The 17,752-nt window shown below is 63.0% G+C and carries 18 protein-coding genes; all 18 read right to left on the bottom strand.

Annotated features, from left to right (window positions below; genetic code table 11):
• Positions 1-1,429 (bottom strand): sigma-70 family RNA polymerase sigma factor (locus ABYV89_RS05980; RefSeq protein ID WP_432822026.1); only part of this gene is annotated, 1,429 nt, incomplete at its 3' end.
• Positions 1,430-1,493: 64 nt separating this feature from the next.
• Complete coding sequence (dnaG, locus tag ABYV89_RS05975) at positions 1,494-3,308, bottom strand: DNA primase (protein ID WP_432822025.1); 1,815 nt, start codon at positions 3,306-3,308, stop codon at positions 1,494-1,496.
• Positions 3,305-5,671: an endonuclease MutS2 gene (locus ABYV89_RS05970; RefSeq protein ID WP_432822024.1), complete on the bottom strand. Its 2,367-nt coding sequence runs from the start codon at positions 5,669-5,671 to the stop codon at positions 3,305-3,307. The genes dnaG and ABYV89_RS05970 overlap by 4 nt, the downstream gene beginning before the upstream one ends.
• Before the next feature lie 30 nt (positions 5,672-5,701).
• Positions 5,702-6,202 (bottom strand): CvpA family protein, encoded by a 501-nt coding sequence (locus ABYV89_RS05965; protein WP_432822023.1) that lies wholly within the window; start codon positions 6,200-6,202, stop codon positions 5,702-5,704.
• An 11-nt stretch (positions 6,203-6,213) separates the two neighbouring features.
• Positions 6,214-6,657, bottom strand: a complete 444-nt coding sequence (locus ABYV89_RS05960) for a GatB/YqeY domain-containing protein (protein ID WP_432822022.1) — start codon at positions 6,655-6,657, stop codon at positions 6,214-6,216.
• Positions 6,658-6,825: 168 nt separating this feature from the next.
• Positions 6,826-7,518 carry a bifunctional phosphoribosyl-AMP cyclohydrolase/phosphoribosyl-ATP diphosphatase HisIE gene (gene hisIE / locus ABYV89_RS05955; RefSeq protein WP_432822021.1) on the bottom strand — a complete coding sequence of 231 codons (693 nt, stop codon included), beginning with the start codon at positions 7,516-7,518 and terminating at the stop codon, positions 6,826-6,828.
• Positions 7,519-7,673: 155 nt separating this feature from the next.
• Positions 7,674-8,441, bottom strand: a complete 768-nt coding sequence (hisF, locus tag ABYV89_RS05950; protein ID WP_432822020.1) for an imidazole glycerol phosphate synthase subunit HisF — start codon at positions 8,439-8,441, stop codon at positions 7,674-7,676.
• Positions 8,442-8,494: 53 nt separating this feature from the next.
• Positions 8,495-9,226, bottom strand: a complete 732-nt coding sequence (gene hisA, locus ABYV89_RS05945) for a 1-(5-phosphoribosyl)-5-[(5-phosphoribosylamino)methylideneamino]imidazole-4-carboxamide isomerase (RefSeq protein ID WP_432822019.1) — start codon at positions 9,224-9,226, stop codon at positions 8,495-8,497.
• A 148-nt stretch (positions 9,227-9,374) separates the two neighbouring features.
• On the bottom strand, positions 9,375-9,998 hold the full coding sequence (gene hisH, locus ABYV89_RS05940) for an imidazole glycerol phosphate synthase subunit HisH (protein WP_432822029.1): 624 nt from the start codon (positions 9,996-9,998) through the stop codon (positions 9,375-9,377).
• 1 nt (position 9,999) lies between these two features.
• Positions 10,000-10,590 (bottom strand): imidazoleglycerol-phosphate dehydratase HisB, encoded by a 591-nt coding sequence (gene hisB / locus ABYV89_RS05935; RefSeq protein ID WP_432822018.1) that lies wholly within the window; start codon positions 10,588-10,590, stop codon positions 10,000-10,002.
• Between the two features lie 14 nt (positions 10,591-10,604).
• A complete protein-coding gene (gene hisD, locus ABYV89_RS05930) occupies positions 10,605-11,888 on the bottom strand; it encodes a histidinol dehydrogenase (RefSeq protein WP_432822028.1) in 1,284 nt (427 codons plus the stop codon).
• Between the two features lie 81 nt (positions 11,889-11,969).
• Positions 11,970-12,632 (bottom strand): ATP phosphoribosyltransferase, encoded by a 663-nt coding sequence (gene hisG / locus ABYV89_RS05925; RefSeq protein WP_432822017.1) that lies wholly within the window; start codon positions 12,630-12,632, stop codon positions 11,970-11,972.
• 85 nt (positions 12,633-12,717) lie between these two features.
• A complete protein-coding gene (gene murA / locus ABYV89_RS05920; RefSeq protein ID WP_432822016.1) occupies positions 12,718-13,971 on the bottom strand; it encodes a UDP-N-acetylglucosamine 1-carboxyvinyltransferase in 1,254 nt (417 codons plus the stop codon).
• A gap of 41 nt (positions 13,972-14,012) precedes the next feature.
• Positions 14,013-14,873: a peptide chain release factor N(5)-glutamine methyltransferase gene (prmC, locus tag ABYV89_RS05915; protein WP_432822015.1), complete on the bottom strand. Its 861-nt coding sequence runs from the start codon at positions 14,871-14,873 to the stop codon at positions 14,013-14,015.
• A gap of 2 nt (positions 14,874-14,875) precedes the next feature.
• Positions 14,876-15,943, bottom strand: coding sequence for a peptide chain release factor 1 (gene prfA / locus ABYV89_RS05910; protein WP_432822014.1), 1,068 nt, complete (start codon positions 15,941-15,943; stop codon positions 14,876-14,878).
• Positions 15,944-16,003: 60 nt separating this feature from the next.
• Entirely contained in the window at positions 16,004-16,693 is a 690-nt protein-coding gene (gene thyX, locus ABYV89_RS05905; RefSeq protein ID WP_432822027.1) for an FAD-dependent thymidylate synthase, read from the bottom strand.
• 146 nt (positions 16,694-16,839) lie between these two features.
• Complete coding sequence (gene rpmE / locus ABYV89_RS05900; RefSeq protein WP_432822013.1) at positions 16,840-17,043, bottom strand: 50S ribosomal protein L31; 204 nt, start codon at positions 17,041-17,043, stop codon at positions 16,840-16,842.
• Positions 17,044-17,154: 111 nt separating this feature from the next.
• Positions 17,155-17,752, bottom strand: a 598-nt coding sequence (gene rho / locus ABYV89_RS05895; protein WP_432822012.1) for a transcription termination factor Rho, incomplete at its 5' end; no start/stop codon positions are given.

Genomic DNA, 17,752 nt, shown 5'->3' with positions numbered 1-17,752 from the left:
TCGGCTCTTTGGCGATTTTCAGCACCCGGCGCACCTTCTCCAGCGGCAACTCCATGCGTTCGGCGATCTCCTCGGGGATCGGCTCGCGACCGATCTCCTGAACCAGCTGGCGGCTGGTGCGGATCAGCTTGTTGATGGTCTCTATCATGTGCACCGGGATACGGATGGTGCGGGCCTGGTCGGCAATGGCGCGGGTGATCGCCTGGCGAATCCACCAGGTGGCGTAGGTGGAGAACTTGTAGCCGCGCTGGTATTCAAACTTGTCGACCGCCTTCATCAGGCCGATGTTCCCTTCCTGGATCAGGTCGAGAAACTGCAGGCCGCGGTTGGTATATTTTTTCGCGATGGAAACGACCAGGCGCAGGTTGGCTTCGACCAGTTCGGTCTTGGCCGATTTGGCCCGCCACTCCCCCTTATGGACTTCCTTGAGCGACTCGAGCAGCTCCTCGGGAACGAACCCGGACTCTTCTTCGACCCGCTTGAATTTGCGCTGGGCGCTCTTGAGGCGCTTCTCGATCACCAGCAGGGCGTCCATGGGCACCGCCAGCTCCTCGGAAACCTTGCCGGCGTCCTCTTCGCTTTTGCGCATCCGGCGCAGCAGCCGCTTGATCTCCTTGTGCGGCCGGCCGACCTCTTTTTCGCAGGAGCCGACTTCGGCCATCCCTTTTTTGACCTGCTCGGCCAGCTCCTTGAGCCGGTCGACGATCTTGGCGACCTGGAAATCTTTCAGGCGGATCTGCCGCAGCAGTTCGGTGGTCTGCCCCTTGATCTCCTTGCATTCCTTGTCGAGGGCCTTTTTATCCTCCCTCGACAGTTCGCCGGCCTGCTGCTCCTTGATCTCCATGAAGCGGACGTCGAGCTCCCGAATCTGGGCGATCAGCCCGATCAGTCGCTGGCGCTGGTTCTCCTCGGCCTCGGCCCCCTCTTCCTCTTCGTAATCCTTGGTGATCTCGGCCACGCTGATCTGGCCCCGCTCGAGACGCTCACCCAGCGTGATGACTTCCTTGAAGGCAATCGGCGTGCGCATGATGACTCGCGCCACCAGGGCATCCCCCTCTTCGATGCGCTTGGCGATTTCCACCTCGCCTTCTCTGGTCAGCAGGGAAACCTGGCCCATCTCCCGCAGGTACATGCGCACCGGGTCGCTGGTGCGGCCGAGGGTGCCGGCTTCGAACTCCTCCTCTTCGCCCTCTTCCTCTTCGTCGATGTTCTCATCGAAATCCCGACCCTTGCGCATGGAGATTTTCTTCTCGGTCTCGACCACTTCGATGTCCATGTCACCGAACATGCTCATGACGTCGTCGAGCTGGTCGGACGAGACCATGTCCGCCGGCAGCGCGTCGTTGACTTCGTCGTAGGTCAGAAAGCCTTTTTCCTTGCCCAGATCGATCAGCTGCTGGACTTCTTCAACCCTGGTTTTTTTCGACATGCGTTGACATCCCCTCTTGGCTCAAGGTTGAGCCGGTGGAATCATTGGTACGTACAATACCCGGTTATTTTTTCAGCTGCCGGCAGATGTTCAGCCGCTCGACCTGGCAGGCCGCCAACTGCTGCTGGTCATTCGATTGTTCAGCCCGGCGGATCTGTTCGTCGAGGTCTCTGACCCGTCGTTTCAGGGTTTCTTTGAGAACCGTCTGGCGGCAGTCCTGCACGATCCGCTGGCGTTCTTCTGCAAAAGCCTTTTCATCCCTTACAAGGATACCCGAAAGAATCGCTTTTTGCTCTTCGTTGAGCCGATCGAAGAGCTCCGACTCGGCCAGGGACTCTCCCTCCGGCGCGCAGGCCAGAACTTTTTCGGCGATCGACTGGCGATCGGGATCGAAAAAGAGGCTGGGCACGCCCGCCACGGCCACTTCGGTGCGGATGCCGGCATCCTCCAGCATCAGCCGCAGCAGCAGTTCCTGCGCCTTGACTTCCCTCGACAGCGCAGCCGCCGGCCGTCGCTGGGGCACAGGTGCCGGCGGAGCCGGTGGTGCCGGGCGTTGAGACTGGGGCCGGGCCGCCGGTGCGGCTGCCGTCCGGGCCGCCTTCTGCTGCAGCAGTCCCTGATCCAGCCCGGTGCGCCGGGCCAGGCTCTGCAGGTACAGGCTGCGTTCGATTTCGCTTGGCACCAGCTGCAGCCGAGCCACGATCTCTTCGGCCGCGCGGGCCCGTCCCTCGATGCTGTCGCCATGAGCGGCCAGTTCGGCGTCCATGTAGACCTCGAGGACCGGCTTGGCCGCGCTCAGTCGCCCGGTAAAGGCCTCCCCCCCCTGCTTCTGCAGAAAGGAGTCGGGATCTTCGCCGGCATCAAGAGCGACCACCGCGACAGAGAGTCCCAGCGGCAGCAGCACGTCCATGGCCCGGAAGGTTGCCTTCTGGCCGGCCTTGTCCTGGTCGAACAGCAGCAGCACCTTTTTCGCGTAACGCTGGAGCAGACGACCGTGTTCTTCGGTCAGCGCCGTGCCGCAGGTCGCCACGGCATTGGCGAACCCGGCCCGATGCAGGGCCATCTGGTCGAAATACCCCTCGACCACGATCACCTGGTCGCTGCGGCGCATCTCCTCGCGGGCCTGGGCCAGGCCGTACAGAATACGCCCCTTGTGATAGATCGGCGACTCCGACGAATTGATGTACTTGGGCAGCGAATCGTCCAGCACCCGTCCGCCGAAGGCGACCACCTTGTCGCTTAAGTCGATGATCGGAAAGAGCAGGCGGTTGCGAAACAGGTCGTAATCGCCGCGCCCTTCCTTGCCGGGCCGGATCAGTCCCAGCTCCCGCGCCCACTGGGGGTCGAAACCCTTTTGCGCCAGGTGCTCGGACAGCGCCTCCCAGCGACCCGGGGCGAACCCGAGCCGGAAAATGCGGGCGGTGTCGCCGTCGTAGCCCCGCTCGCGCAGGTAGCGGCGACCGGGAGCGCCGTCCTTCTCTTCGAGCAGCACCTGGTGGTAGAAGTCGCAGGCGACCTCGCTGACCCGCACCAGCCGTTCGCGGTCTTCGCGCCGCTGCTGCTCGGCCGGGCTCAGGGCCTCTTCCTCAATGCTGATCCCCACCCGTTCGCCAAGTCGGCGCACCGCCTCGGGAAAGGCCAGCCCCTCTATTTTCATGAGAAAAGAAAAGACGTTGCCGCCAACCCCGCAGCCGAAACAGTGAAAAATCTGCCGGGTCGAGTTGACGTTGAAGGACGGCGTCTTCTCCCCGTGAAACGGGCACAACCCCTGGTGGTTGGCTCCCGAACGCTTGAGGGGAAGGTACGAGGAAACCACCTCGACGATATCGATCCGCTCGCGGATTTCGCGGATGGAATCCTCCGGTATGCGTCCCGTCATCCCTCCCTCAATTCGATAATGGTTACGTTGTCGCCGCCCTGGGCCAGGTCGGCGGCATGGAAGGCCTTGACCTCGCGATGAGCGGCCAGAAAGTCGCGCACCGTACGCCGCAGAATCCCCTCGCCGGCGCCATGCACCACCTCGACCTGGCGCTGGTGATGCAGCAGGGCGTCATCGACGAAGCGATCGAGCAGCAGCAGGGCGTCCTCGGCCCGCTTGCCGACCAGCATCAGCTTGGGGGTGAACCCCTGGCGCTCGATGCGGCTGCGCACCTGGCCGACGGTGCCGCGCTTGGCGAAGCGGCGCGGGACAAAGGCCTCGAGCTGGGCCAGCGGCAGCCGCAGCTTTTTCCCCTGGATCGACAGCTCAACCTCGTCGCCGCAGAGTCGAATCACTTCGGCCTCGCTGTTCAGGGCCGGCACCCGCAGCAGTTCGCCGATCTGCACCTCGGCCGGAGACTTCCCCTTGCGCAGCGGCTCGGGCCGCTGCCGGGAAAGATCCTCGCGGACCCCGCGCAGTTCGGCGCTCAGCCGGGCCTGATCCCTGGCGTCAACCTGCTCGTCGCGGGCCTCTTTCAGCACCGTCTTGAGCCGCTGTTCGGCCTCCCGCACCAACTGCTCGCCGCGACGGGTCGCCTTGTCGAGAATCGAGCGTTTCTGCTCTTCCAATTCCTGCAGCAGCAGCCGGCGCTTCTGACGCTCCTGCTCGGCCCGGCGCTTGAGACTCGCCGCATCGACCAGGTCGCGATCAAGATCCTTGCGCAACCGGTTAAGTTCTTCGAGCAGTTCCAACCCTTCGCGTTCGCCCTGCCCCAGGTAACCGGCGGCCCGCTCCAGTACTTCCTCGGCAATACCGAGCCGGCGGGCAATGGTGAAGGCGTTGCTCGCCCCCGGAATGCCGTAGTGCAGCCGATACGTCGGCGCCAGGGTGGTGCGGTCGAACTCGACGGCGGCGTTTTCCACCCCCTGCTGCATGTGGGCGTAGCCCTTGACCAGGTTCAGGTGAGTCGTCACCACGGTTCGTGCGCCCCGCCGGCGCAGGCTGTCGAGCACCGCCATGGCCAGCGCCCCGCCCTCGGCCGGGTCGGTGCCGGTGCCGACTTCGTCCATCAGCACCAGCGAATCGCCGTCGGCTTCCTCGAGAATGCGGCCGATCCGCCGCAGGTGCCCGGAGAAGGTCGACAGGTTTTCTTCGATACTCTGCTCATCGCCGATATCGGCGAAAACCTGTCCGAACAGCCCGATGCGGCTGTCGGGATGGCAGGGGATGTGCAACCCGGAGCGAACCATCAAGGCCAGCAGACCGATCGTCTTCAGAGCCACCGTCTTGCCGCCGGTGTTGGGCCCGCTGATCACCAGGGTGTCGGCATCCTCGCCCAGCAGCAGGTCGACCGCTGTTACCGGCTGCTGACGCCGGCTGCCGTCGGGATGAAAGAGCAGCAGCGGATGCCGGGCTTCCCGCAGTTCAAGCAGGGGCGTCTCAGCCAGTCGCGGCGCCACCGCATCGCAGCCCCGCGACAGGTGGCCGGCGGCTGCCCGCAGATCGAGATGGGCGAGAATCTCCTGGTTGCGCTGCAGGGCCGAAGACTCGCGCCTTACCAGGCTCGACAAGCGGCGCAGAATCCGCTCCTCTTCGCGCTTTTCCTCGCGCTGCAGGCTCTGCAGCTGGTTGTTCCACTCCAGCACCGAAACCGGCTCGACGAAGAGGGTCTGGCCGCTGGCCGATTCGTCGTGGATGAACCCCTTGACCTTGCCGCGGTGATCGGCCCGCACCGGCACCACGTAACGGCCGTTGCGTTCGGTGATCAGGCGCTCCTGAAAGGCGCCGGCCAGGCGCTCGGAGCCCAGCAGGTCTTCCAGCGAACGCTTGATCCGGCTGCGCAACTGGCGAACCTGCTGACGCAGGTCGCCCAGTTCGAAGGAGGCGCTGTCGAGCAGTTCGCCGCGGGCGCCGATGCTCTGACGAATCTCCCGCTGCAGCTCGCGCAGCGGCTCCAGCGCGGCAGAGCGTTCGGCGAGGCGGGGAGCCTGCTCGCGACCGGCAAAATAGTTGCGACAATCGCGGGCCGCCTCGATGCTGGAAAGCACGTCGAGCAGCACCTCGGGGAGCAGAAAGGTCCCTTCGGCCCGCAGCCGGCCCAGCGCATCCCGCAGGTCGCGACAGCCCCCCACCGGGGGGCGCCCCTGCCCCGCGAGCAGGGCGACCACTTCGGAAACCTCGGCCAGCGCCTCGGCCACCTCATGCCGGTCCGCCAGGGGAGCCAGAGCCTGGGCCCGCTCCTTGCCCGGGGCGCTGGCGGTGAATCCGGCCAGCAGGGCCGTGACCTTGTCGTATTCGAGAACCCGCAGGGTCGCTTCGATCATCAAACCATCAATTCTTTATACCCGAACCGCTCAGGTGCGAACCTTGCGGTCGTCCAGCACCTTGATGCTGCCCTGGAAAATCGCGCCGCCCAGTTGAACAAAGGGCGGTGCCAGTTCCGAAACTTTAAACGCCCGGCCGAAAGAACCGGGAAGCTGAACCATCGACAGTCCGAACAGCACCAGGGCCAGCAGCACGCCTCCCTGCACCAGACCGAACAGCCCCCCGGCGACCCGGTTGAAGCCGCCGAGGAAGAGCAGCTTGACCACCCGCGAGAGGAGAAAGCCGAGGACCGCGAAGGTCAGCACGGTGGCCAGAAAAAGGGTCAGAAACGCCACGATGACGCAGATCTGCAGGGGAAACGCAAAGGCCTCGGAAAGCCCCTCGGCCAGCGGCGCATGGAAGCGAAAGGCCAGAAACGCCCCGAGCAGCAGCCCCAGCAGCGAGCAGGTCTCCTTGAGCAGCCCGCGCAGCAGCCCCTTGAGCAGAAACGCCCCGAGGATGCCCAGGATGGCGATATCGACGCCGTTCATTCCGTCTCCCGTCAGGCCAGGCGAGCCTTGACCAGTTCGCTGACCAGGCGGCCGTCGGCGCGTCCCAGGGTCTTGGCCGAGACGATCTTCATCACTTTGCCCATGTCCCGCATCGATGCGGCGCCGGTTTCCAGCACGGCTTCCTCGATCAGGCCCTTGATTTCGGCTTCATCAAGCTGGGCCGGCAGGAAATCCTGGAGAATCAGCAGCTCCTGCTCCTCTTTTTCCGCCAGGTCGACACGCGCACTCTCGCGGTAGACCTGCGCCGACTCACGGCGCTGCTTGACCAGGGTGGAGATCACCGCAATGACCGCCTGATCGTCGAGGGCGCTGCCGATTTCGATCTCCTTGTTCTTGACCGCGGTCTTGACCAGCCGGATGGTGCTCAGGCGAAGGGTGTCCTTGGCCTTCATGGCCTCTTTCATGGCGGTCGTCAGATTGTCCTGCAGGCTCATCGTATCGGTTCCTTTTCGCGGGCGAAAATAAATAATTAACATCGATCTCGCGCCCGTTCGCTACGCTCACTAGAGCACGCAGAGGTCGCAGAGAAAAACAAATACCAGGTTTCTCTCTGTGTGCTCTGCGGACTCGAGCGACTGCAAGGAGCGGGCGAGAGTCTGGTTTTATTTGCTCCGGCTTTCTTTTTCTTCGATGCCGCTCATGCCGAAGCGCCGCCGCAGTTCGGCATAAATCCGTTCGGGCGGGAGGTCGTAGTAGCCGAGCAGGACCAGGGTATGGAAAAAGAGGTCGGCCGCTTCACTGACGACCTCGTCCGGGTTGCCTCCCTTGCCGGCGACCGCCGTCTCGGTGGCTTCTTCGCCGATCTTGCCGAGAATCTTGTCGAGCCCCTTGGCGAACAGCGAGGCGACGTACGATTTTTCGTCGGGATTCTGGCGCCGCTCCTGGATCACGTGGTAAACCGCGTCGAGGATGTCCTGCCGCCCGTAGATGGCTGCCGCATCGACGGCCTTTTCACCGTCGACCCGGGCGCCGTCCCCGCTCCAGACCCGGTAGAAGCACGACTTGTGCCCGGTGTGGCAGGCCGCGCCCTCCTGCTCGATGGCGATCAGCAGGCAATCGGCGTCACAGTCGAAGCGGATCTCCCGCACCGTCTGCACATGCCCCGAGCTCTCCCCCTTCATCCACAGCTTGCGCCGCGAACGGGAATAGTAATGCACCTTGCCGGTCCTGATCGTCAGGTCGACCGCCTCGGCGTTCATGTAGGCCAACATCAGCACCTCGCCGGTATCGGCGTCGCGGGTGATGGCGGGAATCATCCCATGGGCGTCGAATTTTAGCTGGGAAGACAGGGGCATGCTTTCAATCCTTAAAATCGGCCTCTCGCCCGCTCCTTGCAGTCGCTGGAGCTCACAGGGGGCACAGAGAAGGCCAAGCTTTTGTTTTTTGATTCCTCTGCGCTCTCTGCGTGCTCGAGTGAGCAAAGCGAACGGGCGAGAGAAAGCTTTATTAATTACAGCCGTACCGGAACACCGTGCTCGTTCAGGTACTCTTTACACTCACCGATGGTGTGCTGGCGGAAATGGAAAATGCTGGCGGCCAGGGCCGCGCTGGCGCCCCCTTCGACCAGTCCCTCGCGGATGTGTTCGAGATTGCCCACCCCGCCCGAGGCGATCACCGGGATTTTCACCCGGTCGCTGATGGCGCGGGTCAGGGCGATGTCGTAGCCGTCCTTGGTGCCGTCCTTGTCCATCGACGTGAGCAGGATTTCGCCGGCGCCGTAGCCTTCCATGCGGGCCGCCCACTCGATAGCGTCGATGCCGGTGGCATTGCGGCCACCGTGGGTGTAGACCTCCCAGGCTTGCGGCTCGGAACCCGGCACCTGGCGGGCGTCGATCGCCACCACGATACACTGGGAACCGAAGCGCTCGGCGGCTTCGCGGACGAACTCGGGACGATGCACGGCCGCAGTGTTGATCGACACCTTGTCGGCCCCGGCGTTAAGCAGATTGCGGATATCAGCGATCTCCCGCACCCCGCCGCCGACGGTCAGCGGCATGAAAACCCGCTCGGCGGTGCGCGCCACCACGTCGAGAATGATGCCGCGCTTGTCGCTCGAGGCGGTGATGTCGAGAAAAGTCAGCTCATCGGCGCCCTGCGCGTCGTAGGCCTCGGCCGCTTCCACGGGATCGCCGGCGTCGCGCAGTTCAACGAACTGGACGCCTTTGACCACGCGGCCGTCCTTGACGTCAAGACAGGGGATGATTCGTTTGCTCAGCATGATTAATCAGTCCAAGTTAAGTACGCCAGGCCCCTATTTCAAGGGCCGTGCGATTATTTATTCCGCCGGGTCAATTCCACCGCCGCCCGCAGGTCGAGGGCACCGGTGTAGATCGCCTTGCCGGTGATCACGCCGACCACCCCGGAGCTTTCGATGGCCATCAGGTTCTCGATATCCTGCAGGCTGGACACGCCGCCGGAGGCGATCACCGGGATGCTGATCGATTCGGCCAGGGAGCGGGTGGCATCGAGGTTCGGCCCCTGCATCATGCCGTCGCGAGCGATGTCGGTATAAATAATCGCCTCAACACCGAAGCCTTCCATCTCCTTGGCCATTTCGGTGGCCTTTTTCTCGGTGACATCGGCCCAGCCGCGCACGGCGACGAAACCGTTGTTGGCGTCGATGCCGACCACAATCCGGCCGGGAAAGAGCCGGCAGGCTTCCTTGACCAGTTCGGGCTTTTCCTTGGCGACGGTTCCGAGGATGACCCGGCCGACACCGAGTTCGAGATAGGCCTCGATGGTGGCCAGGTCGCGCACCCCGCCGCCGAGCTCGGTGGGGATGTCGATGGCCTTGACGATGGCGCTGATCGCCTCCTTGTTGCGCGGAACGCCGGCGAAAGCGCCGTCGAGATCGACGATATGCAGCAGCTCGCCCCCCTGTTCCTGCCAGATTCTGGCCTGGGCGGCGGGGCTGTCGCTGTAAACGGTGTCTTTTTCCATCAGTCCCTGCTCCAGCCGGACGCAGCGACCTTCCTTGAGATCTATGGCGGGTATGACGATCATGGAAATTCCTTTTTAATACTTTAAAGGCGGCTCTCGCCCGTTCGCTCTGCTCACTCGAGCACGCAGAGGAATCAAAAAGCAAAAACCTGGTTTTTCTCTGTGTCCTCTGTGAGCTCTAGCGACTGCAAGGAGCGGGCGAGAGGCCGGTTTATTTCATTTCCCCGAAATTCTGCAAAATCCGCAAGCCCACCTGCTGGCTCTTCTCCGGGTGGAACTGGGTGGCCATGACGTTATCCCGGCAGATGGCCGAACAGAAGGTCATCCCGTAATCGGTGGTGGTGGCGATCGTCTTGGCGTCGTCGGGGACCACGTAGTAGGAATGGACGAAGTAAACCGAAGTGCCGTCGGCGATCCCGCGCAACAGCGGGATGTCCTGCTGCAGGCGGATCTGGTTCCAGCCCATGTGCGGCACTTTCAGCTCCTCGCCGGCAACCTGCATGTCGGCGGGAAACCGCACCACCTTGCCGGGGATGATGCCCAGCCCCTGGTGGCGGCCGAATTCCTCGCTTTCGGAAAAGAGCAGCTGCAGCCCCAGGCAGATCCCGAGAAAAGGCTTGCCCGATTCCACATGGCGCAGGATCGGCTCGACAAAGCCCCCCTCGCGCAGGTTGTCCATGCAATCCTTGAAGGCGCCGACGCCGGGAAGTACCAGCTTGGAGGCGTTTTGGAGATCAGCGGGATCGGCGCTGACTTTCGCCTCGAAGCCGATCTTTTCAAAGCCCTTCTGCACGCTGCGCAGATTGCCCATGCCGTAATCGATGATGGTAATCATACTACTCAAGCTTCCCCTTGGTGGAGAGCACCCCCTGGATGCGCGGGTCGAAACCGGTCGCTTCGTCGAGGGCGCGGCCGAAGGCTTTGAAAATCCCTTCGATGATGTGGTGCAGGTTGTCGCCGTAGGCCAGGTTGATATGAACATTGGCGCCGGCGTGGTTACAGAAGGCGACGAAAAACTCTTCGACCAGCTCGGTGTCGAAATTGCCGACCTTGGCCTTGGGCATGTCGACGTTGAAGACCAGGAACGGCCGACCGGAAAAATCGATGATCACCGAGGCCAGGGCTTCGTGCATCGGCATGGTGCCGCGGCCGAAGCGGCGGATTCCCGCCTTGTCGCCGAGCGCCTTTTTGAAGGCCTCGCCGAGGCAGATACCGAGATCCTCGACGGTGTGGTGGGCGTCGATCTCGATATCGCCTGAAGCCTCGACAGTGAGATCGAAGAAGCCGTGGCGAGCCAGCAGGGTCAGCATGTGGTCGAGGAAGGGGACCGGGGTGGAGATCTGCGATTCGCCCTTGCCGTCCAGCTCGAGGCTGAGGCGGATCTGGGTTTCCTTGGTCTGGCGGTCGATGGTAGCGCTGCGGGACATGCGAACCTCCTGACTTATTTCTGTAAACGAAGCGACACCGAACGGGCGTGGGCCTGCAGCCCCTCGAGTTCGGCGATATGCACGATATCTTCGCCGAGCCGCTCCAGCCCTTGACGGGTGAAGGAGACAATGCTCGACTTCTTGACGAAATCATCCACCGACAGCGGCGAGAAGAAACGCGCGGTCCCCCCGGTCGGCAGGGTGTGGTTGGGACCGGCCAGGTAATCTCCAGCCGCCTCGGGAGTGTGGTGCCCCATGAAGATCGCCCCGGCATGACGGATGCGGGGGAGAATTTCGAAGGGGTTGTTCACCGCCAGCTCCAGGTGCTCGGGAGCGATGCGGTTGGAGAAGTCGATCACCTCATCGAGGTTTTCCGCCAGGATGATCGCCCCGTAGTTGTCGATGGACTTGCGGGCGATGCTCTCCCTTGAGAGCTGCTGCAGCTGTTTTTCGACTTCTTCGGCGACCTGACGGGCAAAGTCCTCGTCGGTGGTGATCAGGATCGACGAGGCCAGCTCGTCATGCTCGGCCTGGCCGAGCAGATCGGCCGCGAGATGCGCCGGGTTGCCGCTGCCGTCGTTGATGATCAGGATCTCGCTGGGGCCGGCGATCATGTCGATGTCGACCTTGCCGAAAACCATCTGCTTGGCGGTGGCGACGTAGATGTTGCCCGGTCCGGTGATCTTGTCGACCCGGGGGATCGTCTCGGTACCGTAAGCCAGCGCCGCCACGGCCTGGGCGCCGCCGACCTTGAAAATCCGGTCGACCCCGGCCAGCCGGGCCGCCGCCAGCACATGGGGATTGACTTCGCCGCCGGGCATCGGCACGACCATGATAACTTCGGCCACCCCGGCCACCTTGGCCGGCACCGCGTTCATCAGCACCGACGAAGGATAGGCCGCCTTGCCGCCGGGGACGTAGATGCCGACCCGGTCGAGCGGGCGCACCATCTGGCCGAGCAATACATCTTCCTCGTCGGTAGAGATCCAGGTTTCGGTCTTCTGCTTGCGGTGGTAGTCGGCGATGCGCCGAGCCGCCAACTCGAGGGCCGCCCGGGAACGTTCGGAGATGGCCGCCATGGCCTGGTCGATCTCGGCGGCAGTGACTTCCACCGTCGCGGCGGTCAGCTCGAGGCGGTCGAAACGGGCGGTGCAGTCGAACACCGCCTGGTCGCCGCGGGCGCGAACATCGGCGATGATGGTCCGGACCGTCTCATCGACGCCGGCCGGTGCCGTCTCGCCGCGCTCTTCGATCTTGCGGAACGCGTCGGCAAAACCGGGGTCGGAAAATCGCAGCATCTGAATCATGGATAAATTCCCTGGCAGGAGCGGCCGCTGCCGCTGCACTGCTGTTCAGGCGAACCCCTTCGGGCTGCCGGATTACTTGGACAAGGTCGGCGTTTCGGCAATGACCTTCTCAAGCCCTTCGATGATCTGAATGATGCGCTGGTGCTTGGTCTTGAGACTGGCCCGGTTGACGATCAGCCGGCTGGTGATCTCGGCGATGGTTTCCACCTCGACCATGCCGTTTTCCTTGAGGGTGGCGCCGGTGGAGACCAGGTCGACGATACGCTCGGAGAGCCCAACCAAGGGCGCCAGCTCGATCGAGCCGTACAGCTTGATCAGCTCGACCTGGATCCCCTTGGCGGCAAAATAGCGCTCGGTAACATTGGGATACTTGGTCGCCACCCGGATGTTCGACCAGTTGGCGGGATCGTCCTCCTGGCTCAGCGCCTTCGGCTCGGCCACCACCATCCGGCAGTAGCCGAAGTTGAGGTCAAGGGGCTCGTAAAGATCCTTGCCCTGCTCCATCAGCGTATCCTTGCCGACCACGCCGAGGTCGGCGCAGCCGTACTCGACATAGGTCGGCACGTCGGTGGCCCGCACCGCCATGAAACGGAACTTGGTCTCATGGTTTTCGAAAACCAGCTTGCGGCTCCCCTTTTCCATCTCCGGACAGGTGATGCCGATTTTCGCAAACAGCTCCATCGAATCCTGCATGATCCGCCCCTTGGGCAGGGCGAAGGTAATGTAGTCGCTCATTCTTTATACCCCGTGATTGGTGATCGGTGATTGGTGATTAGCCAGAAACCAATCACCAATCACCAATTACCGCTTTACGCAGTTTCTATTCCTTGACCCGCTCGATATCCGCACCCAGTCCCTTGAGCTTTTCCTCGATCCGCTCATACCCCCGGTCGAGGTGATAGATGCGGGAGACCTCGGTGGTATTGTCGGCCGCCAGACCGGCCAGGACCAGCGAAGCGCTGGCTCTCAGGTCGGTGGCCATGACCGGCGCACCGAGCAACCCCTTGACCCCCTTGACCGTGGCGGTGTGCCCTTCGATGGAGATATTGGCCCCCATCCGCTGCAGTTCGCTGACATGCATGAAGCGGTTTTCGAAGACGTTTTCACTGATAACGCTGGTTCCCGTGCCGAGGGCCATAAGGGCCATGAACTGGGCCTGCATGTCGGTCGGAAAGCCGGGATGGGGACGGGTCTTGATGTCGACCGAGGTAATCTTGCGTGGTCCCTTGACCCGTAAGCCGCCGGCTTCCTCGGTGATCTCGACCCCGGCTTCGCGCAGCTTGATGATCAGGGCCTCGAGGTGGCTGGCCACCGCGCCGGAGACCAATACATCACCGCGGGTGATGGCCGAGGCGATCATGAAGGTGCCGGCCTCGATGCGATCGGGCATGACCGCGTGCTGCAGCGGGGTGAGTTCGTCAACCCCCTCGATAGTGATCGTGTCGGTACCGGCCCCTTCGATGCGCGCCCCCATTTTGCTCAGCGCCTCAGAGAGTTCGACGATTTCCGGTTCGCAGGCGGAGTTTTCCAGCACCGTTGTCCCCTTGGCCAGAGCTGCCGCCATCATCAGGTTTTCGGTCCCGCCGACGGTCGGCACATCAAACAGGATGCGGGCGCCCTGCAGCCGCTTGGCGCGAGCTTCAACATAGCCGTGATCGAGGGTGATCTTCGCCCCCATCGCCTCGAACCCCTTAAGGTGCAGGTTGATGGGGCGGGCGCCGATGGCGCAGCCGCCGGGGAGGCTGACCCGGGCCTGGCCGAGACGGGCCAGCAGCGGCCCGAGCACCAACACCGAAGCGCGCATGGTGCGCACCAGGTCGTAGGGGGCCTCGATACTTTCGATATCGCTGGCGTCGACGGCAAAGGTGCCGTCTTCCCGCACCACCTTCGCGCCGAGAGTCATCAGCAGTTTCTCAACCGTGGTGATATCGCGCAGGTCGGGGACGTTGGCGACCCGATGCATCCCGGGAGCCAGCAGCGTTGCAAACAGCAGCGGGAGAGCCGAATTCTTCGCTCCGCTGACCTTGACCTCGCCCTTGAGGCGATGGCCGCCGTGAATGACAATCTTGTCCAATCGGTAAGCCTTTACTAAAGCTGCCCTGAGGCAGTAAATTTTTAAATTGAAACCGGCTTGCGGCCGCCAACGACGCGCGGCACACCGGCATAGTCGTCACGAACATACAATTCACTCAGTCCGGCCTGTTCAAACAATCGCCGTACAGCATCGGCCTGACCGATGCCGACCTCGACCAGCAGCCAGCCGCCGGGATGCAGCAGCCTGGCCGATGCGGCCGCCAGACTACGATAAGCCGCCAACCCATCGTCATCGCCGCCGCGCAGAGCCAGCTGCGGCTCGAAGTCCCGCACCTCGGGCATCAGGTCGGCCATATCCCCGGTCGGGATATAGGGCGGATTGGACAGGATCAGATCAAAAGGCCCGCCGTTCAATCCATACAGGTCCGCCTCGCGAAAGACGATCCGCCCATCCACCCCGTGACGGCGGGCATTGTCGCTGGCGACGGCCAGGGCCGCAGAAGAGAGGTCAACCGCCTCAATCCGCGCCTCGGGCAGCTCACTGGCCAGGGCGACGGCGATAGCGCCGCTGCCGGTGCCGACATCCAGCAGGGAGCAGGCCCCGGCACCCTTTTTCAGCGCCTCTTCGACCAGCACCTCGGTGTCGGCACGGGGAATCAGTACGTCCGGGGAAACCCGCAGCGCCAGAGACCAGAATTCTGTTTCGCCAAGGATGTACTGCACCGGTTCGCGCCGCGCCCGGCGGGACACCTGCTGGCGGAAGACCGCCTGCTCGTCGGCGCTCAGCGGCCGGTCGAAATTGAGATACAGCCCGACCCGGTCGAGGCCCAAGGCGTTGGCGAGCAGCACTTCGGCATCCAGTCGCCCCCCCTCGATCCCCTTTTCCTTGAAATACCCCGCAGTCCACTGCAGGATCTTGAGCACGGTCCAGGTCTCGGCCAAGCTCAGGACTCCCGGCCGGACATGGCGTCAGCCTGGGTGTGGGCGGTCATGGCGTCGATGATATCGTCCAGGGCTCCCTGCATGATGGCATCGAGCTTGTACAGGGTCAGGCCGATGCGGTGATCGGTACAGCGCCCCTGGGGAAAGTTGTAGGTGCGGATGCGCTCGCTGCGGTCACCGCTGCCGACCTGGCTCTTGCGATCCGCAGCCTGCAGCGCGTTCTGCTCGGCGACCATGGCGTCGAGGATTTTCGACTGCAGCACCTTCATCGCCTTGGCCTTGTTCTTGTGCTGCGATTTCTCGTCCTGGCAGGAGACCACCACCCCGGTCGGCAGGTGGGTGATCCGCACCGCCGACTCGGTCTTGTTAACGTGCTGGCCGCCGGCCCCGGAGGCGCGGTAGACGTCGATGCGCAGATCGGTTGGATTGATGTCGACATCGACATCTTCGGCCTCGGGCAGCACCGCCACAGTACAGGCCGAGGTGTGAATCCGTCCCTGCGCCTCGGTTTCGGGCACCCGCTGCACCCGATGGGTGCCGCTTTCGAACTTGAGCCGCGAATAGACCCGGTCGCCGCTGATCATGGCGATGATTTCCTTGAAACCGCCGGCTTCCGACTCGGCCGCACTCATGATTTCGACCCGCCAGCGCCGCCCTTCGGCATAGCGGGAATACATCCGGAACAGGTCGCCGGCAAAGAGGGCCGCCTCGTCACCGCCGGTACCGGCGCGCACCTCGAGGATGATATTCTTGCTGTCGTTGGGATCCTTGGGCAGCAGCAGAACTTTCAGTTCCTGGGCCAGGGCCTCCCTGCGCTCTTCCAGTTCGGGAAGCTCGGCCTTGGCCATCGCCTTCAGTTCCTCATCGTTCTCCCTCAGCAGCTCGCGGTTCCCCTCGATATCCTCGCAAACCTTGCAGTACTTGCCATAGGTTTCGACGATCTCGGCCAGTTCCGCGTGCTCCTTGGTCAGGGCGCGGAATTTTTCCTGGTTCGAGATCAGCGAAGGGTCGGACATCAGTCCTTCGATTTCGCGAAAACGGTCAACGACTTCTTCCAGCTTGGTGAACATAAATAGACGTTTCCACGGTAGGGGCAAGGCAGCCTTGCCCGGGCGACGCGTACGTCGCTCCTACGATAATTCCTTGAATTCCTTGCGCACTTCGGCCATCGCCCCGCAGGTCATGGCCCCTTCCGGGCAGGCGCCCTGAAGGCAGCCCGGACCGGCATCCGCGAAAAGCAGCGGCGCCGCCCGGCGCACCAGCCGCAGCATTTCGGTGGCCATGGCGCGGATTTCCCACTGGGCGCGCCGGCAGCAGCGCAGGTTGAAAAAATGCAGAAGTTCGCGGGCATTCATGGTCATCACCAGCTTGGTTTCCGCCGCGTTGGGGAGGACAAACCGGGCATCCTCGGCCGGCACTCCGGCGTCGAGCAGCTCGCGATAGACCTCGTGCGCCTGATCGAGAAAACCGTTGAAGCGCTCGAGCAGTTCAGGCCGGGCAGAGATCGACTCAGGGACAACCGCGGCGAACTGGGTCTTGTGCGACACGTAACGCTGGCTCTGCTGGGAAAAGGAGGCAATCCGATGGCGGACCAGCTGGTGGGAACAGGCGCGGCTGATCCCCTCGATGCCGAAGGTGAAGGCGACGTGCTCGAGAACGGAGAAATGACCGAGAGCCAGGATCTTGGCCAGAAGAGCCGCCCGCTCCTCGCGTCCCTGTTCGAGCAGGCGGTCAATCGATGATGAGGAATAGCAGAGCCGGGCGGCGGCGGCGGCCACCTTGTCAGGCTCGGGGGTATGGGTCAGCAACTGAACCAGCAAAGCCATTTAGAGCAACGCCCCCTTAGGCAAAGAAAAAACGCAGAAACCCGCCGCATCCAGCAAGATGCGGCGGGAGGAGCAGACGACCGCGTACGCGTACCGTTAAAAAAAGAGACGGCCCGGCGGGCCGTCTCCGGAACTTGCTATTACTTGCCGTACTTCCTGCGGAAACGCTCGATACGCCCGGCGGTATCCATCAGCTTCTGCTTGCCGGTGTAGAACGGGTGGCAATCCGAGCAGATTTCCGTCGAGATCTCGCCGCCCTTCTTGGTAGAGCGGGTCTCAAAGGTGGTACCGCAGTGACACTTGACGGTCACCATTTCGTAATTAGGGTGAATTCCTTCTTTCATGACGATTCTCCTTAGCGCCTGGCTAGTACAGGCATGATGTTTGTTCGGTCAAACAAAAAAGACTATTTAGCACTACCGCCGCAAAAAGGCAAGGATTTTATCTCTGCGGCGCTACTGGTTCATGGAGTCGAGAAACTCCTGATTGCTCTTGGTCGACCCGAGCTTGTCCAGGATGAATTCCATGCTGTCGACCACGTTCATCGAGGACAGGACCTTGCGCAGCAGCCAGGTGCGCTGCAGGCTGACACGATCGACCAGCAGCTCTTCGCGGCGGGTTCCCGACTTGTTGATGTCGATGGCCGGGAAAGTACGCTTGTCGACCAGGCGCCGATCAAGGACCAGCTCCATGTTGCCGGTCCCCTTGAACTCCTCGAAGATGACCTCGTCCATCTTGCTGCCGGTATCGACCAGGGCGGTGGCGATGATGGTCAGGCTGCCCCCCTCCTCGATGTTGCGGGCGGCGCCGAAAAAGCGCTTCGGCTTGTGCAGGGCGTTCGAGTCCACTCCGCCCGAGAGAATCTTGCCGGAGTGGGGAACCACGGTGTTGTGGGCCCGCGCGAGCCGCGTGATCGAGTCCAGCAGGATCACCACGTCGAGCTTGTGCTCGACCAGGCGCCGCGCCTTCTCGATCACCATGTCGGCCACCTGGACGTGCCGCGTGGCCGGCTCGTCGAAGGTCGAGGAGATCACCTCGGCCTTGACGTTGCGC

Origin of the sequence: Trichloromonas sp., assembly GCF_041583255.1 — a bacterium.
GTDB lineage: Bacteria > Desulfobacterota > Desulfuromonadia > Desulfuromonadales > Trichloromonadaceae > Trichloromonas.
This window is presented reverse-complemented; position numbering and strand designations above follow the sequence as displayed.